Genomic DNA, 22,018 nt, shown 5'->3' on the forward strand with positions numbered 1-22,018 from the left:
AGGGCCGCTGCGGCGAGTGCTGTGCTAGTTGTAACGCCAGCCCGGCAGGACCGACGGATCGTTCCGTTCTGCGTCAGAGGGCCGCTCAGTGCGCCCTCATCGCCCGCCGGCGAGCGGTGAGTCCCGCCGCACCGCCGAGGAGCAGCAGCCCCACGAGGCCAGCAACCGCGAGTGCCGGCACCCCGGTCGAGGGCAGCTGGCCGCCGCCGGCCGACCCACCCGGACGGTTCGGCGTCACGCCCGCGTCGCCGTCCGGGGCTGACGACGGCGGCACCTGCGTGGTCGCGGTCGGCTCGGGCTCCGCCGTCGTCGGCTCAGGCGTCGGGGTGGGGGGCGGCTCGGGCGTCGGCGTCGGCTCGGGCGCCGGGGTGGGCGTCGGGGTGGGCGCCGGCTCGGCGTCCTCGCGCTGCTGGGCGAAGAGCCACTCGCGCATCACGTCGTTGCCGAAGGTCGCGATCCACGAGTGGTGCGGGGAGACCGGCGTGGTCCCGGCGGTGAACGTGGTGAACAGCGTGTTGCTGCCGGACGCTGCGGCGTCCTCCCACAGTGCTGCTGCGGCCGACTCGGCCTCGTCCTCGGGCAACGACCCGCTCCACGTGCCACGCGTGACCTCGGCGCCAGCAGCCTCGAGAGTCGCCATGAACGCCCGCGTCCCCTCGACGTAGGAGACGACGTCGTCGTCGATCGCGTGGGTCGCCCACAGCGGCAGGTCCAACAGTGCAGCGACGTGCTCGGTCTCGCCGCTCTGGCTCGCCCGTCCCGCGGCGAGCAGCGCCCCGGCGAACCGGTCCGGTGCGGTGGGGAGCAGCTGGAGCGCTCCCCGGGCGCCTCGGGACAGGCCGGTGAGGTAGACCCGGTCGTCGTCGACGGCCGGTCGGTCGGCGACGTCGTCGATGAGCTCGGCGAGCGTCGCCTGGATGTCGGGCATCTCCCACTGGGAGTCCTCCGGCATCGGCAGCTGCGGCGCCAGCACGTAGGCCGGATGGCCGCCCTGCCACTGCGGGGCGGCGAATGCGACCGCACCCTGGTTGGCGGTGAGCTGGGCGACGTTGTCCTCGCCCACCTCTCCCCCGCCGTGGAGGAAGACGACGAGCGGGACCTGGCTCGCACCGTCGTCTTCCTCGATGCCCGACGGCGCGAAGAGGCGGTAGTTCAACGTCGCGCCGGACGATCCGGTGTACGAGCCGGCGGCGAAATCGTCGACCACGGCCGTCCGGACCGCGCGGTTGGTGACCTCGAAGGCGGGGATCGCCAGCGCACCGTCGCTGTCGAGCACATCGCTTGCCAGGCCGATCGTGTACTCGCCGACCAGCTCGTCCGGGTAGATGGCCACCGCGTTCTCGTCGGCAGGGTCGAGGTCGACGTAGAGGTAGCGGCCGCCCTCCGCCGGAGCGCCGACGTCCGCGGCACCGGCAACATAGGCGTCGACCACCGTTCGGGCCTCGGTGCCCACCGTGACCGACACGTCTGCCAGCGGGATGTCGAGGTCAGCCGGCAGCTCCTCGGTGAGCTCCACCGCGGCCGCCACCACCCGTGCCCCCTCCGGTCGCACCTCGCTCAACGCGTCCGCGCCCACCACGGCGGGGTCGGCCTGGGCGGGCAGCGCCCCCGCACCAAGGACCACCATGCTCGCCACTGCCGTCAGCGCTACTGCGCGTACAGGTCTCACCGCTCCACGTCCCCTCGCGTCCTCGGCCGACTCCGCTGTCAGCCGAATAGCCCGGAGTGTCCCGCATGTGCGAGCTGGGCGCATCAGGGGCGGGGCGGCGGGGCCCGAACCTTCGGTAGATCATCTGGGACCTCATGTTCGGTCTTCATGGTCGACCGTGCGCCCACAAGAGCCACCCAACGTCAGGGGGTCGCGGCCGCCCACCCGCAGCCGCCACCCGTGGCATGGTGTTCCTGTTCCTAGCGCTGAGAGATTGCGAGGCCGCCGTGGCGACTGCCCGTGACTGGGTCAGCGAGGCGGTCCGGCGCGTCCAGGCGGACGCGCAGCGCAGCGCCGACACCCACCTGCGTGTCCTCGACCTGCCGGCCGAGTGGGGCATCGACCTCTACCTCAAGGACGAGTCGGTCCACCCGACGGGGTCGCTCAAGCACCGGCTCGCCCGGTCGCTGTTCCTCTACGGCCTGGCCAACGGCGACATCGGGCCGGGCACCACGCTGGTGGAGGCGTCGAGCGGTTCCACCGCGGTCTCCGAGGCGTACTTCGCGCGGCTGCTCGGGCTGCCGTTCGTCGCCGTCGTGCCGACCGACACCTCGCCGGCCAAGCTGCAGCTCATCGAGCACCACGGCGGGCGCTGCCACCTGGTCGCGGACGCACCGAGCGTCTACGCCGAGGCGGAGCGGCTCGGGGCGCAGCCCGGCTGGCACTACCTCGACCAGTTCGCCAACGCCTCGACCGCCACCGACTGGCGCGGCAACAACAACATCGCCTGCTCGATCTTCGAGCAGCTCGAGCTCGAGCGTCACCCGGTCCCGGAGTGGATCGTCGTCGCCGCCGGCACCGGCGGGACCAGCGCGACGATCGGCCGCTACTGCCGCTACCTCGGCGTGCCGACGCAGCTGGCGCTGGCCGACCCGGAAGGTTCGGTGTTCGCCGAGGCGTGGCGCACCGGCCGGCGCGACCTCACGTCCGACGGCGCACGCATCGAGGGCATCGGCCGCGGCCGGGTGGAGCCGTCGTTCGTCCCGGGTGTCATCGACGACGTCCTCACCGTGGCCGACACCGAGTCGATCGCCGCGATGCGTCTTCTCGCCGACCGCACCGGGATGCGCGCCGGCCCCTCCACCGGCACGAACCTCGTCGCCACCTTCCGGGTCGTCGCCCGGATGCTGCGCGAGGGGCGCCGCGGCAGCGTCGTCACCCTCATCTGCGACGGCGGCGACCGCTACCTCGACACCTACTACTCCCCCACCTGGCTGGTCGCCCAGGGAATGGCCGACGACGGCGCCCGCGCGGCCCTCGACGCGTTCCTCACCACCGGCGAGCTCGACTAGCCCGAGGCCCGACGAGGCCTGCTGCGGTCACTCGGTGCGCTGTCCCAGCCCGTCAGGTGGCCGAGCTGCTCGACCGGTATGCCCGTGAGGTCGTCCCCTCAGACGGCTGCGTCGGTCCCGGCATCGTGCTGCCCGATTGGGCGCCCGGATCTGCCCGCCGTGCTACCGCTGCCGGTCTTGTCCGGCAGCCAACGAGTCGTCACACTCCGAGGCATGACGGTGCCTGCGCCGCAGCCTGCAGCCGCGCGTCCGGCATCGGGAGCAAAGGCGCACCGCGACACCGCCGGCGCCCGTGACGCAACGACGGCGGCCCGGCGGCCACCGCACGGCCCCGGCGGGCTCGACATCCTGCGCCTGCAGGGCCTGGCCGGGAACCGTGCCGTCTCGCGGCTGCTGGTGCAGCGCAGCGCCACCGACACCACCATCACGCCGATGTTCGCCGGGACCCTCAGCGACCAGGCGCTGCGCGACGAGATCGCCGCCGTCGAGCTCGAGCTCGCCCTCTCGCCGACGGACGCCGAGCTGCTCCGCCCGAACTTGCGGGTCCTGCACGAGGAGGAGGCCAGGCGGGGCCTCGCGTCGAGCGGGGCGGGCCCGGTCCCGGCGCCAACAACCATCCCCGACGGTGGGGAGGCCGTCGGCAAGGTCGGGGTCCTCAACCGCGACGAGGCCCCCGAGGTCCGGCTCCGGGCGACGCCGGACACGGCCGCGGACAACGTCGTCCGGGGCCTGCCGTTCGACACCCACGTCCAGGTCGTCAAGCAGTTCCCCGGGGACTGGTACTTCGTGTCGACTCCCGACGGCGACCTCGGCTACGTGGCCCGGACATACATCTGGTCCCAGCTGCCGGCCCCCGAGGCGCACCTGCACCGGGTGGCCGGCGGCGTCCCGGGCGCGGCCATCGCGATCGCGGAGCAGTACTACAGCGAGGTCGCGGACGACTGGGGGCAGGACCTGCGCTTCTACGTCAACGTGCTGGCCTGGGCCAACGGCGTCACCGTGCCCGACACGACCGACGGCTGGCGCGAGGTGCACTTCCAGGCAGACCGCCTGATCTGGGTCCCTGGGCTGACATTCGCCCGCAGCCTCAAAGGCGTGGTCGGCTCCGGCTCGCTGAGCTACGACATCGCGGACGCGGTCGGCGTCGCCGGCGTCGTCGAGCGCGCCGGCGAGCTGTACGACGACTTCGCGACCGCGTTCGGACTGTCCGGCCAGTACATGGCCGAGGCGATCATGCGCCACCTCGGCGACTCGTTCGTCGACGCCCTCGTCTCCCTGGGCATCACGCTTGTCGGCGCCGCCGGCATCCTCGCCGTGTCCACCGCGATCGGGGCGGGCATCGGTGCGCTCGCCGGCGGCGTCGGGGCCGCCCCCGGAGCGGCCGCAGGTTTCGAGGTCGGCATGGTGCTCCTCAAGTGGCTGGGGCTCGGGCTGCTCATCGTCTGGGCCGCCCAGGCGCTCGCCGACGTCGGCAGCGCGTTCGGGACGTTCCTCGCCACCGTGTGGCGCGCCCGGGGCGACCGCGACACCCTGGACCGCGCTGCCCGGCAGCTCGCCGAGGCCGTCGGCCTGCTGCTCGGGAAGCTGCTGGAGGCACTCGTGATGTACGCCGCGTCCCTCGGTCTGGGCGCCGGGATGCGGGTCTTTCGCTCCTCGAAGCTCGGTCGCTCGTTCGGGGAGAGCAGGTCGGGTACCTGGTTGACCGAACGTGTGCGCCGCGTGCAGGCCGGCGAAGCAGCGATCTCGGGTCCGCGGGAGGTGGTGCAGTACTACCGGGGCGTCGAGCTCGTCAATGCCGGCAGGAGCCCCATCGGTGAGTTCGACGGCGTCGACCTCGCGCGGGGACGGTTCGTCGAGAACAAGTCGGTGTCCGGCCTGGAGCGGGTCAACCCGCGCACCCGTCAGCGTGCGCAGACCGAGGCGCAGTGGGCGGCCAAGCAGATCACGACCAAGACCACCAAGCGGATCCAGGCCCTGCAGTCCGCGGCGGCCACGCGCCCCACGTCAGGTGGGTCGTCGACGGTCCCCGAGCTGTCGCGGCTCCAGCAGATCCGCCGGCTGCACTTCAAGCTCGACGGCGACTCGCCTGCTCTCCGCGCGGCGGTGCACGCCGAGCTTGCTGCGCTCCGCACCACCTTCCCGGGCTGGACCTTCACGGTCGAGTTCGGCGTCAGGATCCTGCCGCCGCCGCTCCCCGACCGCGACACGCAACCCGTGGGACCTTGAGCCATGTCGGTCGCCGCCGTCGTCACCTACCGTCCGGGATCGGTCGGGACCTCCTACCTGCCGGTCGCGACCGAGGAGACGTTTCGTCGCACCTGGCTGCCCCTCGCCGAGGCCGCCGGGCTGACGCTCGTCCCGCGGTTCGCGGAGGGCGTGGTGATTGAGCCTGGCCAGTACGCGGTGCTCGACGCCGAGCTCTCGACGCTGCAGGCGGACGCCGCTGCCACGGTGGCCGACGCGGCGGAGCTCGAGCAGCTCCTCGCACGGGCCGGGGAACTCTCGGCGCTGGTGAGGCAGCTCGCCACCCGGCGTAACGACGTCGCGGAGCTCTACATCGGGTAGGGCTGTCCAGCCCGCCGTCGCACGGGCGGGGCTCCGACGACGAGCCCCGCCCGCTCGCGCTACACGGTCATCTTCCGCTCGCGGATGGCGACCACCGCAGCGCCGCCGGAGACCAGCAGCAGCAGTGCGAGGACGACGACGGCGGCCGCCCCCTCCGCGCCGGTCTGCGCCAGGTCGACGTCGGTACCGTCGCCGGTGCCGCCGTCTGCCGCATCATCGGACCCGTCACCACCGGGTGCGGGGTCATCCTCGGGCCTCGGGACGTCGTCACCCGGGTGCTCGGGCGCCGGCGTCGCGTCGTCGGTCGGCGACGGCGTCGGGGCCGGCTCCGTGTCGACCGCGAGCACGGTCAGCGCGGCGCTCAGCGGCGCCGACCGGCGCTCGCCGAAGCCCTGCGTCACGACAAGGTCGTGCGTCCCGGCGGCCAGCTCGGCGTCGGCCGGCTCGAGGACCGCGGTCCACGTGCCGTCCTCGGCGACGACGGACTCCGCCCGAGCCGCGCCCTCGACCACCACCGTCGTGCCGGCCAGCCCGGTGCCGGTCAGCTGCGGCAGGGGAGCGCCCTCGTCGGTCGCGGCCGCGTCCGCGGTGAGGGTGAAGTCCGCCTCGAGGTCGGGGCGGGCGGTGAGCCACTCGTCCGCGCCGGTGGGGCGGTCGATGATGCGGGTCTCCCCCACGCAGCCGTGCCAGCCGTTCGCCGCGCTGTCGTCGACCCAGTCCGCGCCGATGATCCACGGCATGCCCTCGTTGAAGCTCATGCCGCCGGTGCCGGTCGAGTTGCGCAGCACCGGGGCGCCGTCGATGAACATCGTCGTCGACCCGGCCTGCACATCGTTGACGACCGCGACGTGCAGCCAGCGGCCGACGAGGATCTCGCCGGACCACGCGGTGCGGTCACCGACGGTGGTGTCGGCCGGCACCTCGGTCCACTGGAACTCCTTGAGGTTGGAGATGCCCAGCGCCGTCGGGGAGGCGGTGAAGTCCCACTGCGACCACGGCATGCCGTCGAGGGTGGAGCGGTTGCCGCTGCGGGTCAGCGCCTTGCTCCACTGGTTCGCGTCGACCGACCAGTCGTCGGCCACCTGCACGAAGGTCTCGATGGTGTAGCCGCCGTCGAGCTCGGCGTCGTTGACCGCCGCGTCCACGCCGGTGCTGAGGTAGCTGAAGCGCTCGGTGGTGCGGTCGCTCTCGGCGAAGCACACCGCGGCGCCGTCGGCGGAGAACGCGTGGCCCTCGTCGGTGACCGTCACGTCGTCGAGCTGGGCGATCTCCGACCCGGACTCTGCCAGCGCCACCCGGTGGAGGTCGTTGCCGCCACCGCTGATGTCCGGCACCGCGGCGCCCTCGGCGAGCACGCCGTCGGCGCCCGCGTCGGCCTCGCTCGGCCGCCAGTGGGCGAGGGTGCCCTCGGCGCGCACGAAGTCCTCGGCCGACCCGGGCAGCGAGTTGAGGACCGGGTCGGGGCCCTCGAAGCCGTCGAGCAGGAGCTGGCGGGCGCGCTGCGACAGCGACGGGTACTGGCCGTCGCCGGGCCCGAAGTCCGGCGCGAAGTCGCCGAACCGCTCGGCGAAGTCGATGTCGAAGACGTACTGCTGGGTGGGTCCCTCGAGGAAGGGCTGGTCGTAGGGGGTCAGCACGTCCTGCGGCTTGGCCACCACCCACGGCGACGCCGTCTGGACGGCGATCTGGTCGTTGTCGAGGTCGAACTCGAACAGTCCGAGGTAGCCGTTGCCGCCGTCGTACGCCATCTGGTGGTCCATGAGCACCTGGGTGACGCCGTTGCCCGCGTCGTTGAGGCGGGTCTGGTAGGTGGTGCCGTGGAAGTGGCCGTTGAGGGTGAGGAAGATCTGGTCGTTGCCCGAGATCAGCTTCTCCCACAGCTCGTCGCCGTAGGCGGTGTCCACCGGCGAGACGCCGTCGCTCGCGACACTGATCAGCGAGTGCGTGGTGAGGATGGTGGGCAGCGTGGGGTTGGCGGCCATCACCTCGTCCGCCCAGGCGATCGTCTCGTCCGACGCGCGCCAGGTCAGCGCGAGCACGAGGAAGCGCTGCCCCTCGGCCTCGAAGATCTGGTACTGGCTCAGCCCGGTCTCGTCGGTGCCGCCGTCGGTGTGCTGCGCCTGCGCGCGCTCGGGCCCGAACCAGTCGAGGTAGGGCTCGGCGGCAAGGTCGTAGTCGCGGTCGGTGAGACGGTCGTCGGGGGTCAGCAGGTCGTGGTTGCCGGGCAGGACCGAGTAGGCGAGACCGCCGTCCTCGAGCGTCGCCATCGCGGCGTCGGCCGCCCGCCACTCGCTGTCCACCCCGGCGCGGTCGACGACGTCGCCCACGTGCGCGACGAACGGGATGTTGAGCTCGTCCTGCACCTCGACGAGCCACTCCGTCTGCGCCGCGAACGGGTTGGTGCCGTGGCGCGGCCCGAACTGGTCGTCGGCGTAGCGCGAGTAGAACTGCGTGTCCGGCAGCACCGCGAGGGTGAATCGTGAGCCCGGGTCCTCGGCGTTCACCGCAGCCTCGGCGGGGGTGGCCGCACCGGGGGCCACCACGACGGCGCCGGCTGCTGCGAGCACGGTGGCGGTGGCCAGGCACCTGGTCAATGAGCGTCGTCGACGCACGTTTCTCCCATCCTTGATGATCGGCCCCCGGGCACGGGAGCCCGGCGCAGCCAATCACCGCGGGGCGAACAGCGGGTGTCGCGACGACGGCGCGATCATGAACGACGGCGGGGCAGCGCGACAAATGGCCACCCGGGCGTATCCAGGGGGAATAGACCGGCGCGCCGTAGCCTTGCCACTAATGATTGATGATCTTTCGGGCGGATTTGCCGCCTTCACAAGGAAGGAATTGCTGACTTGGTCGTCTATAACGAACTCATCGCCATCACGGCGGGCGCAGGCCTGCTGGGCTTCGCGAAGTTCCTCTCGGACCTCATCCGCAACGAGCGGATCCGCAGCGAGGGCTGGGCGGCGTTCTTCGGCGTCACCGGCCTGCTGCTCTTCATCCTGGGTCTGCACACCACGGTGACCTGGCCCTACGGCGGCGACGGCTTCGAGTACGCAAACATCGCCTTCGGCCAGCCGGCGGCGGGCTTCGGCGCGCTGCTCCTGGCGGCCGCGATCTACCTGTGGCGTCACCGCTCGGACTTCGACGGCGAGATCGAGGTCGCCAACACCAAGACCCTCGAGTCACTCAAGCCGACCAGCATCTTCGTCGGCGTGCTCGGCCTGGGGATGGCCGTCATCGCGATCTCGTTGGTCCGCTACCAGCTCGGTGCCGCTCCGCCGGAGGAGCCGATCACCGGGCGCTTCGGCCACCTACCGCTCATCGAGGCGATCTTCCTCGGTGGCCTGTGGGGCGTCGTCGCCCTCGGTGCGCTGCTCTTCGCCATCGCGTTCTGGACCAACCGGCCGCGGCTGCTGCGCTGGGCGGTGTGGGCCTTCCTGCTCGGTGGTATCGCCTTCACACTGTTCGGTGCGCTGAACTTCTACACGCACATGGGCATGTACTACAACATCGCCAACGACACGATGATCAAGTGGTAGCCCACTGATCTGACACGCGAGCGAGGGCCGTCCGGCGACTGATCCGGGCGGCCTTCGCTCGTTCCGTCACGCCCGACGACGACGAGCGTCAGCCCGCCGGGCGCGGCCAGGCCCGCCCGGAACGCTGCTCGACGGCGCGGTTGAGGCGGCCCAGGAGACTGCCGAGAGCCACACGGTCCGCCTCGGTCCAGTCGGCCGTCAGCGCTGCGAGCGCCTCGCGGCTGGCGGCGCGCTCCTCCTCGAGTGCCCGCTCTCCGGTGCCGGTGATGCGGAACTTGCGGGCCACCCCGCCGTCGGGGTCCGGGATCCGCTCGGCGTAGTGGTCCCGCAGGAGCGCGGCGGTCTGCCGGTTGAGCGTGGAGGCGTCGAGGCCGGTGATAGCGCTCAGCTGCCTGATGCTCGCGGGACCACCGACCTGGAGCAGCGCGAGCAGGGTGTAGGCGCTGGTGTCGAGCACGCCCTGGCTCCGGCGGGACCGGCCCGGGAGCGAGGTCAGGTGACGCCCGAACACCATGGCCTCGTACTCGACGGCGACGATCGGATCGCAGGTCATGGCCATAGTCTGGCATCTCTTTGTGCATCGTGCATACGATGTGTATCGTGCATGTTCGTGACGGTACTCCAGACGAGCGAATCCTCGGCAGACTCCTCCCAGGTGGGCACCAAGCCCGGCACGATCGTCGCCGTCCTCGCCGTCGCGGGCATCGTCATCTCTCTGGCCCAGACCCTGGTGGTGCCGATCATCGGCATCCTGCCGCAGATCTTCGACACCTCCGCCGCCAACACGTCGTGGGTCATCACGGTGACCCTGCTGGTGGGCGCGGTGTCGACCCCGGTCGTCGGCCGGCTGGCGGACATGTACGGCAAGAAGCGCATGCTCCTCGTCGCGATCGTCCCGTTCGTCCTCGGGTCGATCGTCTGCGCGGTCGCACCCAACGTCGTCGTCATGATCGTCGGCCGCGGCCTCCAGGGACTGGCGACCGGAATCGTGCCGCTCGGCATCTCCCTGCTGCATGACGTGCTGCCCAAGGAGAAGGTCGGCAGCGCCATCGCCCTCATGAGCTCCTCGATGGGGATCGGCGGAGCCCTCGGCCTGCCGGTCGCGGCCGCGGTCACCGAGTTCACCAGCTGGCGGGTGCTGTTCTGGGCCACCGCCGCCGCGGCCGCGGTGCTCGCCGTCGTCGTCTGGCGCACCATCCCCGCGCACCGGCCCCACGGCAACGCTCACAGCTTCGACTACGTCGGGGCGGCCGGCCTCGCCGCGGCGCTCGTCACGCTGCTGCTCGGCGTGTCCAAGGGCGCCGAGTGGGCTGGACCAGCGGCACGACCCTCGGCTGCTTCGCGGCGGCCGTCGCGCTCCTCACGGTGTGGGGCTGGTACGAGCTGCGCCGTCGCGGCCCGCTCGTCGACCTACGCACCGCGGCGACGCCGGTCGTGCTGCTGACCAACATCGCCTCGATCCTCATCGGCTTCGCGATGTACTCGATGAACCTCATCGTGCCGCAGGTCATGCAGCTACCGGTCGAGACCGGCTACGGCCTCGGCCAGTCGATGATCCAGATGGGCCTGTGGATCGCCCCGATGGGCATCGGCATGATGGCGGTCTCCAACGTCGGCGCGTGGATCAGCCGCAACCACGGCCCGAAGGTCACGCTCACTCTTGCCGGCATCGTCATCGCCGCCGGCTACGGCGCCACCGCGCTCGTGCTCGCCACGGTCGGCAACCGGCCGGTCGGCGACACCTCGCCCGTCGTCGGGACGCTCGTGCTGCTGCTCGTGACCACGCTCGTCGTCGGCTGCGGCATCGGGTTCGCCTTCGGCGCGATGCCGGCCCTGATCATGAGCGCCGTGCCGGCCCACGAGAAGACGGCGGCGAACGGCCTCAACTCACTCATGCGCGCGATCGGCACCTCGGTCTCCGCCGCGGTCATCGGCGCCGTTCTCGGTTCGATGACCCACGCCGTCGGCGGTCACCTCGTCCCGGCGCTGCCCGGGTTCATCGTCTCGTTGCTCATCGGCTGCGGCGGTGCACTCGTCGCGGCCGGCATCGCGGCGGCCATCCCGAACAGTGCCAAGGTGGCCGCCGCTCGCTGAGCCGGCAGCGGGCCGGGCCGGGTAGCGGATCAATCGGTGGAGTAACGACTCTTCCCGACCTTCGAGCGGGGGCTGCGCAGCGAGTTGGAGCTGGCTGACCATCCCCCGCCTGCCTCCCTCCGCGCGATGGACGACCGCTTCAGAGCGATAGTGGTCATCCGGCCACCATTGGCGCCGCCGGTCATGCCTTGCGCATCCTTGCGCTGGTTGTCACTCGTGGGCGACGCCATCATGCCCCTCCAAAGAGTCCGGTATCCCTGATCCTACCTCCGCGTCATGACGCTGTCGGCCCAACCACGGGCCCACTACTGCGATCGACAGCAGCAGGATCGTCGCGAGGATGGCTGCGGAGATCCATAAGGCCGAGTTCCACGGCTCCCGCAGCTCGCCCACCAGTGCCCAGCCAAGGGTGAAGAGGATCAGCGAGCAGGTGAGCATCAACCCGCGCAACGGCGAGAGCATCCAGGCGGCCAGCGCACTTTCCCGGCGTCTGGCGGCGAACCCGATGAGCACTGCCGGCAGCGCGAGGAGGATTGCCGCCGCGCCCTCACCAGACTGCCTCAGAGTCGTCATCGCCCCGGGTAGCAGCAGCACGAGCCACATGGTGATGACGGTGATCGTCGTCGCAAGCATTGCGTAGGTCCACAACCCACGGCGAGGCACCACAAGGTGTGCCCGAGCGATGCCGTCCGGCGGCATCTGATATCTACCGTGGACGTGAGCAACCGGCTGCCCGCTGGTGTCCATCACCCCAGGTTGCCACTGAGCTCCATCGGCCGGCAGATCGAGTCGTATGCAGTCGAGCTCGGGCGGGGTCTGGAACTCCATGTGATACGAACGCGTGTCGCTCGGTGCCGTCATCGGAAGCTCGATCACGCGAGACCCGGCGCGCAGGCTGACTTGCGCACGCCGCCACAACGAGGCCAGCGGTCCATCGATGGGTTCGATCCGCCAGTGGAACGAGAACTTGATGACCTGGCGTACTCCGACGTCGTTCGCGGGGAGTAGCCCTGCCAACAAGAAGCCAGCTGCAAAGTCACGAAGGAGGTCGGCCGCTCCCGGCGAGAGCGCTTCCGGGTCCCAGTACGTCTGTCCGTCCCAGGCCCCGCTGGCGATGAGCGCCTCGGCGACGTTGGTCGGCGAGGCATCGCCCGCGCGAGCTGCGCCTGCGACCCGCTTCAGCAACATCTCCAGCTCCGCCGGGACATCAATCCCTTCACGTGAGAGGACGCGCTTGAGCATCGCCACCGCGAGCTGGATATTCTCCGCCATGCCAAGCAGCGGGATAGGTCGCCCCTCGCGGTCAGCAGCATTGAGCTCGCGCATCGGCTGCTTCTGCACCACCGCCAGCGGGACCACGACCTGACCTTGGACGGCATCGACGTTTGCCATTCCGCGCTCTTCCGGAAGGTACGCAAGCCAGGGGTCCGGTGGTGGCGAGCAGTCCATCGAATGGCGGGCCCGGCCCCGCTCGCCCTCCAGCGGATGGACGCTGTCGACGCGCCGGTGGCACCACACTGCCCATCCTGCGATGGCGTCAACCAGTGCCTCAGCGATGCGCGGATCGGCGAACTCCGGACTCACAGCCGGAGTTGGCAGGTGGTCGATGGGGGGCATGTCTGGATCATGCCGGACGCCACTGACATCGCGGAGGCACGAACGAGCCGGCCGGGCCGGGTAGCAACCGACACACGGCCGCGGTCAACTACAGCTGCGCGCGCAACCCGCGCAGCCGCACCAGCGAGGACTCCTGGCCGAGGATCTCCATCGACTCGAACAGCGGCGGAGAGACGCGCCGTCCGGTGATCCCGACGCGCAGCGGCGCGAACGCGAACTTGGGCTTGATCCCCATCTCGTCGACGAGGACCGCGCGCAGCGCCTCCTGCTGCGCCTCCGGCGAGAAGTCGGCCAGGCCCTCGAGAACAGCGAGAGACCGGTCGAGCACCTCGGCCGCCTCGGGCCGCAGCGCCTTGCGGGAGTCCTCCTCGACGACGACGTCCTCGTCGGCCACGAACAGGAAGCCGAGCATGCCCGGCGCCTCGCCGAGCAGGGTCATCCGTTCCTGCACCAGCAGCGCCGATGCCGTCAGCAGCGCCTGGAACTTCGGCGACAGGTCGGCGAAGGACGCGGCCGGCACCACGCCGGCGTCGTGCAGGTACGGCACCAGGCGGTCGCGGAAGTCCTCGGCGCCGAGCAGGCGCACGTGGGTGGCGTTGATCGCCTCGGCTTTCTTGATGTCGAAGCGTGCCGGGTTCGGGTTGACGTCGGCGACGTCGAACGCCGCGATCATCTCCTCGACGGAGAAGATGTCGTTGTCCGGCGCGATCGCCCAGCCGAGCAGCGCGAGGTAGTTGAGCAGCCCCTCGGGGATGAAGCCCCGCTGCCGGTGGAGGAAGAGGTTGGACTCCGGATCACGCTTGGAGAGCTTCTTGTTGCCCTGGCCCATGACGTACGGCAGGTGCCCGAACTTGGGCATCACCGACGCGACACCGATGTCCAGCAGCGCCCGGTAGAGCACCACCTGGCGCGGCGTGGAGGACAGCAGGTCCTCGCCGCGCAGCACGTGGGTGATGTTCATGACGGCGTCGTCCACCGGGTTGACCAGCGTGTACAGCGGCTGGCCGTTGCCGCGCACGATGACGAAGTCCGGCACGGAGCCGCCCTTGAAGGTCACCTCGCCCCGCACGACGTCGTCGAAGGAGACGTCCTCCTCCGGCATCCGGACCCGCAGCACCGGCTGGCGGCCCTCGGCCCGGAACGCGGCCTTCTGCTCCTCGGTGAGGTCACGGTCGAAGCCGTCGTAGCCGAGCTTCGGGTCGCGCCCGGCGGCGCGGTGGCGTGCCTCGACCTCCTCCGGCGTCGAGAACGACTCGTAGGCGTGACCGGCCTCGACCAGCCGCGTCGCGACGTCGGCGTACAGCGCCATCCGCTGGGACTGCCGGTAGGGCTCGTGCGGCCCGCCGACCTCCACACCCTCGTCCCAGTCCAGCCCGAGCCAGCGCATCGCCTCGAGCAGCTGCTGGTAGCTCTCCTCGGAGTCCCGCGCGGCGTCGGTGTCCTCGATCCGGAACACCATGGTGCCGCCGGTGTGCCGGGCGTACGCCCAGTTGAACAGCGCGGTCCGGATGAGCCCGACGTGCGGGACCCCGGTCGGCGAGGGGCAGAAGCGGACGCGGACGGCGCCGGAGCGGGCGCCGTCGTCGGTCGTGGGAGCAGAGGTATCGGTCATGGTGGGCCCAGTCTATCGACGCGGCCCAGGCCCGTGCCCACAGCCCCCGCGGTCAGCCCTCGTCCTGCAGCTCGAAGTACCGGTCTCCCAGCGCCTCCCAGTCCTGCGCACCGAGCGGGGTGACCGCGCCGGCGCACTGGTGCGACCAGGGGGCCAGCTCCGCGAGCTCTTCCCCTACCGTCGCGAGCTCCTCGGTCGTCGGCAGTCGGCCGGATTCGGTGGGCGTCATGGACAGGCGACCGGTCAGCAGCTCGGGCAGCTCCGCGCCGACGTCGCACGCCAGGTGCGCGGCGAGCTGTCCGTCGGCCTCGACGTAGTACACGCCGGGCAGCACCTCGCGCACCTCGTCCGAGGCGAGCCGGCCGCCGTCCGGGCCGAACAGGTCGCGCATCCGGGTGACCTCGTCGACGAAAGCCTGCCCTCCGGGAGAACTCCACGTCCGCAGCGCGACGATCTCCACCGGCGTGTCCCCGTCGGCCCAGACGATGTTGCACCGCTGGGTCACCCCGCCGATGGGCGTCACGTCGCCCACCTGCCGGACCCGCTCAGGATCCACGTCGCCGAGCAGTGCCTGGACCTGGCCGTCCGGCAGCAGCCGGCACCAGGTGTCGCCCGGAGGCACCCGACCCTCGCGAATGACCTCGTCGGGATCGGGATCGGAAGAGCAGCTCCCGAGGCCGAGCGCGAGCACCGCGACCACGGCCCACGCACCCGGGCGGCTCCTGCCTCCCGCGGTAGCTGCCGCGTCCGCGTGCCCACGCCTGATGCCGTTCATCGCCTCACCCACCAGTGGCGTTGTAGTCGTCCGCCGCGATGACCGCACCGGACCCGGTGGCTTCCTGCACCTGGTCGTACATGATCCGAAGTACATCAGCCCCGCCGTCCTCCGCGCTGAGGAAGCTGATGAAGAACGCCTCACGTCTCGCGTCATCCGCCCGGATCTCCTCGATGGGCATGAGCTCGCCGTCGCGGATAAAGGTTTGCAACTCCGAGAGGCCATCGGCCTCGGCCCAGGTCACCGGGTCCTTGCCCTCCTCCCACGCTCCTGCGTCGATGATCGCCGTCTCCCCCTGGTCCTGGAGCAGCGAGCAGACCAGCTGGTCCGCCCCTGCCTCGGTGCTCACCTGTCGGTCGGCGTGGTCGGTGTCGATCACCTGGTCGAGGACCGCGTCGGCCGTCAGGCCGACGGCGGCGTCGGCCGGCGCGCCAACCACCAGGATACTGCTCACGGGGTCATGCCCACGCCCGCTCCGAGCACCTTCTTGAGGTACTCGCCGTACGCGTCCTCGTCCTCGGCCGCGTCGACCAGGACGAGCTCGGAGCTCTCCGTGAGGTAGACGAGGGAGCCGGCCCCCTCGTCCATCACCGTCACCGGTGCACGGTTCGGATCGGCGTAGGACTCGAGAGTTCGCGTTGTCGCCACGGCCGCGTTGAAGACGCGCTGCAGTGCCGGCGGGTTCTCGCGCGCGCCGGGGTTCTCCGCGGTGACCACCTGGTCTGGGCGGTCCAGCGCGAGGTCGCCGAACGTGCGCGCGAAGTTGCGGGTGGTGCTCTCGTCAAAGTGGAGGCGGTAGCCCGCTGATTCACCGGACCCTCCGGTCACCTCACCGTAGACGCTGTCGGTGCGTCGGGACGCGACAGGGCTCGGACGAAGTCCTCGATGTGGACGCTCATGACGTCCGCGGTCCCGGTCCGGCCCTGGGCAAAGGAGTACTCCCAGAGCTCGGAGCCGTTGGCGAAGGTGCCCGAGCCCACGGTGTCGACGTAGGCGTTGAGGTAGTGGCCGGCCAGCGCTTGCTCTGGTAGTCGTCACGGTCGCTGCCCGCGTTCATCGTCGTCGACGACTACGAGCTCGTCGCCACCAGCAGCGGCACCCCGATCGCCGCCCTGCAACCGCTGCTCGCCCAGGCCCGCGACGTGGACCTGCACGTGGTCCTCGCCCGGCGCTCCTGCTGGTCACCCGCGAGACCGGCTTCCAGGTGGTTCAGACGGGCTGGGTCGACCCGGCCCTGTGACCGCCCGGCGCTGAGCCGGGCCGCCGCCCTAACCTTAGGTCGCTCTTCCGGGACCTTATGTCCGGAAATTATGGTCGACCTGCTGCCCGGAAGAGCGACCCAACGTCGGGCGCGGCTCAGCCGCGCGAGATCGCCGCGAACTCCGCCACCGCACGCGCGGTCAGCTCGTCCTCGAACAGCTCGTCGGCGACGGTCGTCGACACGGTGACCGAGTGGATGCCCAGCGCAGCCAGCTCGCACACGACGTCGGCGGACCGGATGCTGGCGGCCAGCACGCGCACGCCGGTCCCGTCGAGGAGCTGCTGCATGGCAGCCACCTGGGCGAGCCCGTCTCGTCCCGCGTCACTCATCCGACCGACGTACGGGGCGATCCCCCACGCGCCGGCAGCACGGGCCAGCAGCGCCTGCCGTGCGTGGTAGACCGCCGTGATGAGGACCGGTACGTCGTCGTCCGCGAGTCGCCGGGCCGCGGCGAAGCCGTCGCGGGTCGCCGGGATCTTCGCGACGACCCGCTCCCCGAGGGCGGCGATCTCCCGGCCCTCGCGCACGAGCTCCTCGACCCCGTCCGTGACGGTCTGCACGAACACCTGGCCGGCACCTGCGGCGAACAGCTCCGTCACGAGGCCACGGACGTGGGTCTGGTCGAGCCCCGCCCTGCTGAGGATCAGCGGGTTGGTCGTCACACCGGCGAACAGCCCCGTCCGCATCAGCGGGCGCAGCGCCCCCATGTCGGCACTGTCGAGATAGAGCTTCATGCGTCCTCCGATGAGTGGTCGCCGGCGGCTCTCGCCAGCGCAAGGTACCGCTGTTCCAGATCGTCGCCCGAGCGAGCCCGGGGCTGGGTGCTGCCCACGGACGGTGGCTGCCACGCGTCGCGCACCGACACGACCGGCTCACCGGTGAGCACCGCGGCCGCCTGCACACACGCACCGCGCGCGGTCGCCTCAGGCACGTCCCTCACGTGGACGGGCACGCCGAGCAGGTCGGCGAGCACCTGCCGGTAGGCCGGCGACCGCGACCCGCCACCCGCGACGAGCACTGTGCCTGACGCGTCCGCGCCGGCCGCCTCGATCGCCCGATGTCCGCGCACCAGACCGAGCAGAACGCCTTCGAAGGCAGCCAGCGCCACCTCCTCGCGCGTCGTGTCAGTCCGGATGCCGCCGAGGATCCCGGTCGCATCGGGCAGGGCCGGTGACCGCTCCCCCTCGAGGTAGGCGGCCAGCACCGGCCGCTCGGGCCGGACGTCGGCCGCGAGCGCAAGCCGGGCGAGCTCGTCGTGGTCGACGCCGAGGAGACGCCCGGCGAAGTCGGTGACCTTCGTGCAGTTGAGGGTGCAGACGAGCGGCAGGTAGCCGCCGGCGGCGTCGGCCACGCCGTCCACCCAGCCGGCGTGATCGTGCACGGCAGTGGGCGACGTCGTCATCACCACCCCGGAGGTGCCCAGGCTGTAGAGCACCTCCCCCGGTCGCAGGCCCATGCCCAGCGCCCCAGCGTGCTGGTCACCGGCACCTGCGCCGACGACGACGTCGGGCCGGAGCCCGAGCTCGCGGGCGCCGGCGCTGCGGGCCCGCCCTGCAGGCTCGTCGGGACCCAGCACCACGGGAAGCGCCGTCGCCCAGTTCTTGTCCTCCGACACGAATCGCTCGAGCATCTCGGGCATCCACCGTCCCTCGTGCGCCGAGTAGTACCCGGTGCCGCTGGCCTCCGACCGGTCAGTCGCGGGCCGTCCCGTCAGCCGCCACGTGAGGTAGTCGTGCGGCAGCAGCACGGTCGCGGTTCGGGCCAGCAGCTCGGGCTCGTGCTCGGCGAGCCAGGCGAGCTTCGTGATGGTGAAGGCCGCGGTCGGGACAGATCCGACGGCGTCGGCCCACCCGGCGTCGCCGAGCTCGGCCACCATCCGGCGCGCCTGGGGCGCCGACGTAGTGTCGTTCCACAACTTCACCGGCCGAAGCGCGCGACCGCCGTCGTCCAGGAGCACCATGCCGTGGCACTGTGCCGCCACGCTGATGGCATCGACCTCGTCGGCGCGGAGCCCCGCCGAGTGCAGTGCCGCACCGAACGCCGCCGTCATGGCGGCCCACCAGTCCTCGACACGCTGCTCGCTCACCGGCGGCGTGGTCGGTGGGTGCGGTGCCGATCCGGTACCGAGGAGCGTCCCGCTGGCGGCGTCGCGCAGCTCGACCGTGCAGGACTGGGTGGAGGAGTCCACCCCGGCGACGACTCCCATCAGGCGCTCCCAGGCTCCGGGCGGCCCGGCGCCGGCTGCAGTGCGGCCAGGCTCTCGGGTGCCGTCGTGATCTTGCCGACCGCGCCGGCGGGGTGGGTGAACAGCACCTCGTCCCAGCCGTAGCCACGTACCCGCATGAGCACGTACGCCAGCGCGTCGCCCCAGACCGCGCCGGCGAGCGTCGAGCCCATGGCGATGACCCCACCGGGGTCGACCTCCGGCCCGGAATCGATGATGACGACGACGTCCGCGAGTCCCGCGAGGGTCGAGGTGGCCTTGGCGGTGAGTGCCACCACCGGCACCTCTCGCTGCTGCACGCGGGTGGAGAGCTGGTTCAGCTCGTCGGTCTCCCCGCCCCGGGAGATCGTGATGAGCACGTCGTCCTTCGCGAACACGCCCATGGTGCCGTGCAGGGCGTCCATCGCAGAGACGAACACTGCCGGCGTGCCGCAGACGGACAGGAGGTGGGCCATCCGGCGAGCGATCGCGCCCGACGTCCCCGAGCCGGTGACGAACACCTTGCCCCGGCACGCCAGGAGGAGCTGCACGACCCGCAGGAAGGAGTCGTCGAGCTGCTCGGCGACCGCCTCGACCCCACCGGCCTCCCGCCGGATCAGGTCGCGCGCTGCGTCGAGCAGATCGCTGTGGTCATCCGTCACTTGTTCTTTCCTCCGTGCTTGTCATGGGGTGAGATACGGTCCTGCGCCGTGCCTCTGCGGCACTCCAGGCGCTATGCGGCACTCCAGGCGGCCAGGCGAAGCTCCTTGGCGCCGCGCTCGTCCTCCTCGAGCGGGGTGCCCGAGCAGCGCCCGTGAGCGGCCACGACGATGTCGTCGGCGACGTCGGCCACTTCCTCCTCCTCGCTGGAGACCAGGACGACGGTCATGCCGTCCTCGTGCGCCAGTGCTCGGATGATGCGGTGGATCTCGGCCTTGACGCCGATGTCGACGCCCTTCGTCGGCTCGTCGAGGAGCAGGAGCCGCGGGCGCTGCGCCAGCGCCCGGGCCAGCAGCACCTTCTGCTGGTTGCCGCCCGAGAGGCTGGAGACCGGGTTCGAGACGTCGCCACGAACGCGCAGGCGCGTGGTGAAGTCGGCGGCCTCGCCGCGCAGCGAGCGCATGCTCAGCAGGCCGAGGCGACGGTGCCGCTTGAGGACGGGTAGCGCGACGTTCATGAGGCTGTCGAGGTTCGCGACGATGCCGTCCTGCTTGCGCTCCTCGGTCAGGTAGACCACTCCCGCGCCCTGCGCGTGGCCCGGCCCCTTGGGGCGGAACGGCTTGCCGTCGAGCAGGATGCTGCCGCGGGTGAGCCGCTCGAGGCCGACGAGCGAGCGGAGGAACTCGGTGCGGCCCGATCCGACCAGGCCGTAGATGCCGACGACGCGTCCCGGCTCGGCGGTGAGGTTGAAGCCGTTGAGCACGTTGCTGCGGACGTCCTTCACCTCGAGATGGATCCCGCCGGCCGGCTGTCGGGCGCCGGTGCCGGCTCGCCGCTCGGGCGGCGCGGTCACCACGGCAGGTGCGGGCGCCGCCGTCTCCTCGCCGACGATGGCCGCGATAACGTCCTCCCGGCTCACCTCGTCGACGCGGGCGTCGATCCGGAGCTCGCCGTCCACGAGTGCCGCGATCCGGTCAGCGACCGTGTAGAGCTCGTCCATCTTGTGGTTGACCATGAGCACCCCCATCCCGCGCTCGGTCGCCAGTCCCTTGACCACCTCGAGCAGGTGGTCGATCTGCTTGCCCTCGAGGCTGGTCGTGGGCTCGTCGAGCAGCAGGTACTGCGCGTCACGGTGGATCGCCACCGCGATCTCGAGGAGCTGCCGGGTGGCGACCGGGTAGCTGCCGAGCTTGGCGTCGACGTCGACCGAGAGGCCGAAGTCGGCGACCAGCTGGCGTGCCTGGTCCCGCATGTCAGCTCGCCGCAGCAGCCCGCCCGAGGTGGCCTCGTCCCCGAGGAATGCGTTCTGGGCCACCGTGAGGTTATCGAGCAACGACAGCTCCTGGTAGACCGTGGCGATCCCCGCGTCGATGGCGTCTGCGGGTGAGCCGAAGCTCCGCAGCTCGCCGTCGACGGCGATGGTGCCGGCGTCCGGGGCCGTGGCCCCGCTGAGCACGCGCAGCAGGGTGGACTTGCCGGCCCCGTTGTGGCCGACCAGTCCGAGCACTTCTCCGGGACGGACGGCGACTGAGACGCCGTGCAGTACCGGGACGCCCGAGTACCTCTTGACGATGTTCTCGACGCGCAGCCCCTCGTGCTGCGCCGTCGCCGTCCGTCCCGATGTCATGTCAGCCCACCTCGCCCGCGGCCGGCGTGTCACCGGTGGTGAAGAGCTTGAGGTCCTTGAGGATCTCGGCCTCCGGCGTCTCGCCGTCGAGCCATGCGGCGATCTGGCCGATGACGTCCTGGCCGTAGACGCTGGGCTCCTGGGCGACGCAACCCGCATACTGCTCGGTCAGCGTCTCCTCCGATGCGCAGAACCCGTAGACCTTGACGTCGGAGCTGGCCGGCAGCGCCTGCAGGGCGCCGTAGGTGCCGGGGCCGGTGGAGGCGAAGATGACGTTGATGTCGGGGTTGCCCGAGAGCATCTCGGACGCTGCCTGCATCGAGTCGTCGGGCTTGACGTTGCCGTCGACGCGGGCCACGACCTCGGCGTTCGGGTTGGCGGCGATGGCCTCCTCGAAGCCCTCGTCGCGCAGCCGCGTCGGAACCTCGTCGGGCTCGGTGACGAACCCGATGACCAGCTCCGCGTCGTCACCGAAGTCGGCGAGCACCTGCTCCGCGGTCTGCCGTCCGCCGGCGACGTTGTCAGCGCCGAGGTACTGCACGATGCTCGCGCTCTGGGCCTCCAGCGACGCTTCGTCGACGGCCACGTTGACGGTGAACACGGGGACGCCGGCCTGGTTGGCCGCATTGACGATCGCGGCAGCGGGCTCGGACTTCACCGCGTTGAGCGCGAGCGCGCACGGCTGCTTGCCGAGCATGGCCTCGACCTGGGCGAGCTGGTTAGCGTCGTCGTCGTTGGCGATCTGCACCTCGACGTCGAAGCCGTGCTCCTCCCCGGCCTGCTCGAAGCCTTCCTGCATGGCGACGTAGTAGGGGTTGGTGAGGTTGGGCAGCGCGACGGCGATGTAGGGGTTCTCGGCGTCACACGCCTCCGGGCGAGCGATGTCCCCTGCCTCGTCCGTTGCGTTGTCGCCCGAGCCGGTGCCGGTGTCGACCGCTCCCGAGCACGCTCCCAGCGCGAGGATTCCGATGACTGCGGCGGCTCCGACCTTGGGACGCCAGTTTCTGAGCAACATTGCTGATTCTCCTGATCGTTCGATGCCGACCACGGGTGTGGGCGACGTGG

The 22,018-nt window shown here is 71.1% G+C and carries 18 protein-coding genes and 1 pseudogene; 5 read left to right on the plus strand and 14 right to left on the minus strand.

What is annotated here, in order from left to right; genetic code table 11:
- Positions 1-85 precede the first annotated feature (85 nt).
- Entirely contained in the window at positions 86-1,669 is a 1,584-nt protein-coding gene (locus V2J52_RS12550; protein WP_331228058.1) for an alpha/beta hydrolase-fold protein, read from the minus strand.
- Positions 1,670-1,893: 224 nt separating this feature from the next.
- On the opposite strand from V2J52_RS12550, the gene V2J52_RS12555 reads away from it, so the two are divergent.
- The 3 genes from V2J52_RS12555 to V2J52_RS12565 all read left to right on the plus strand — a co-directional run bounded on the left by V2J52_RS12555 (position 1,894) and on the right by V2J52_RS12565 (position 5,565).
- Entirely contained in the window at positions 1,894-3,000 is a 1,107-nt protein-coding gene (locus tag V2J52_RS12555; RefSeq protein ID WP_434056422.1) for a PLP-dependent cysteine synthase family protein, read from the plus strand.
- A 213-nt stretch (positions 3,001-3,213) separates the two neighbouring features.
- Positions 3,214-5,226, plus strand: a complete 2,013-nt coding sequence (locus V2J52_RS12560; protein WP_331228060.1) for an SH3 domain-containing protein — start codon at positions 3,214-3,216, stop codon at positions 5,224-5,226.
- A gap of 3 nt (positions 5,227-5,229) precedes the next feature.
- A complete protein-coding gene (locus tag V2J52_RS12565) occupies positions 5,230-5,565 on the plus strand; it encodes a hypothetical protein (RefSeq protein ID WP_331228061.1) in 336 nt (111 codons plus the stop codon).
- Positions 5,566-5,624: 59 nt separating this feature from the next.
- On the opposite strand, the gene V2J52_RS12570 is transcribed toward V2J52_RS12565, so the two are convergent.
- The gene (locus V2J52_RS12570; RefSeq protein WP_331228062.1) at positions 5,625-8,177 is read right to left on the minus strand and encodes a metallophosphoesterase; all 2,553 of its coding nucleotides are present in this window, start codon (positions 8,175-8,177) and stop codon (positions 5,625-5,627) included.
- Positions 8,178-8,414: 237 nt separating this feature from the next.
- On the opposite strand from V2J52_RS12570, the gene V2J52_RS12575 reads away from it, so the two are divergent.
- Positions 8,415-9,104: a DUF981 family protein gene (locus tag V2J52_RS12575; RefSeq protein ID WP_331228063.1), complete on the plus strand. Its 690-nt coding sequence runs from the start codon at positions 8,415-8,417 to the stop codon at positions 9,102-9,104.
- Positions 9,105-9,192: 88 nt separating this feature from the next.
- Here V2J52_RS12575 and V2J52_RS12580 read toward each other — a convergent pair whose 3' ends face one another.
- A complete protein-coding gene (locus V2J52_RS12580; RefSeq protein WP_331228064.1) occupies positions 9,193-9,657 on the minus strand; it encodes a MarR family winged helix-turn-helix transcriptional regulator in 465 nt (154 codons plus the stop codon).
- 51 nt (positions 9,658-9,708) lie between these two features.
- Here V2J52_RS12580 and V2J52_RS17125 point away from each other — a divergent pair.
- A pseudogene (locus tag V2J52_RS17125) lies at positions 9,709-11,198 on the plus strand (MFS transporter).
- Positions 11,199-11,408: 210 nt separating this feature from the next.
- Here the strand turns inward: V2J52_RS17125 and V2J52_RS12595 are convergent.
- The 11 genes from V2J52_RS12595 to V2J52_RS12645 form a co-directional block, all read right to left on the minus strand.
- Positions 11,409-12,815, minus strand: a complete 1,407-nt coding sequence (locus tag V2J52_RS12595) for a hypothetical protein (RefSeq protein WP_331228067.1) — start codon at positions 12,813-12,815, stop codon at positions 11,409-11,411.
- An 88-nt stretch (positions 12,816-12,903) separates the two neighbouring features.
- The gene (gene gltX / locus V2J52_RS12600; protein WP_331228068.1) at positions 12,904-14,427 is read right to left on the minus strand and encodes a glutamate--tRNA ligase; all 1,524 of its coding nucleotides are present in this window, start codon (positions 14,425-14,427) and stop codon (positions 12,904-12,906) included.
- 52 nt (positions 14,428-14,479) lie between these two features.
- The gene (locus V2J52_RS12605) at positions 14,480-15,049 is read right to left on the minus strand and encodes a hypothetical protein (RefSeq protein ID WP_331228069.1); all 570 of its coding nucleotides are present in this window, start codon (positions 15,047-15,049) and stop codon (positions 14,480-14,482) included.
- Positions 15,050-15,206: 157 nt separating this feature from the next.
- Entirely contained in the window at positions 15,207-15,656 is a 450-nt protein-coding gene (locus V2J52_RS12610; protein WP_331228070.1) for a hypothetical protein, read from the minus strand.
- Positions 15,653-16,030, minus strand: coding sequence for a hypothetical protein (locus V2J52_RS12615; RefSeq protein WP_331228071.1), 378 nt, complete (start codon positions 16,028-16,030; stop codon positions 15,653-15,655). The genes V2J52_RS12610 and V2J52_RS12615 overlap by 4 nt, the downstream gene beginning before the upstream one ends.
- Positions 16,027-16,182, minus strand: a complete 156-nt coding sequence (locus tag V2J52_RS12620) for a hypothetical protein (RefSeq protein ID WP_331228072.1) — start codon at positions 16,180-16,182, stop codon at positions 16,027-16,029. The genes V2J52_RS12615 and V2J52_RS12620 overlap by 4 nt, the downstream gene beginning before the upstream one ends.
- A gap of 376 nt (positions 16,183-16,558) precedes the next feature.
- Entirely contained in the window at positions 16,559-17,197 is a 639-nt protein-coding gene (locus tag V2J52_RS12625; RefSeq protein ID WP_331228073.1) for a transaldolase family protein, read from the minus strand.
- Positions 17,194-18,669, minus strand: coding sequence for a xylulokinase (gene xylB, locus V2J52_RS12630; RefSeq protein WP_331228074.1), 1,476 nt, complete (start codon positions 18,667-18,669; stop codon positions 17,194-17,196). The genes V2J52_RS12625 and xylB overlap by 4 nt, the downstream gene beginning before the upstream one ends.
- Positions 18,669-19,328: an SIS domain-containing protein gene (locus V2J52_RS12635; RefSeq protein ID WP_331228075.1), complete on the minus strand. Its 660-nt coding sequence runs from the start codon at positions 19,326-19,328 to the stop codon at positions 18,669-18,671. Before V2J52_RS12635 ends, xylB begins: the two co-directional genes overlap by 1 nt.
- 71 nt (positions 19,329-19,399) lie before the next feature.
- Complete coding sequence (locus tag V2J52_RS12640) at positions 19,400-20,953, minus strand: sugar ABC transporter ATP-binding protein (RefSeq protein WP_331228076.1); 1,554 nt, start codon at positions 20,951-20,953, stop codon at positions 19,400-19,402.
- A gap of 1 nt (position 20,954) precedes the next feature.
- Positions 20,955-21,968, minus strand: a complete 1,014-nt coding sequence (locus V2J52_RS12645) for a substrate-binding domain-containing protein (RefSeq protein WP_331228077.1) — start codon at positions 21,966-21,968, stop codon at positions 20,955-20,957.
- Positions 21,969-22,018 lie beyond the last annotated feature (50 nt).

The sequence above is a fragment of the Georgenia sunbinii genome, from assembly GCF_036421875.1.
Lineage (GTDB): Bacteria > Actinomycetota > Actinomycetes > Actinomycetales > Actinomycetaceae > Georgenia_B > Georgenia_B sunbinii.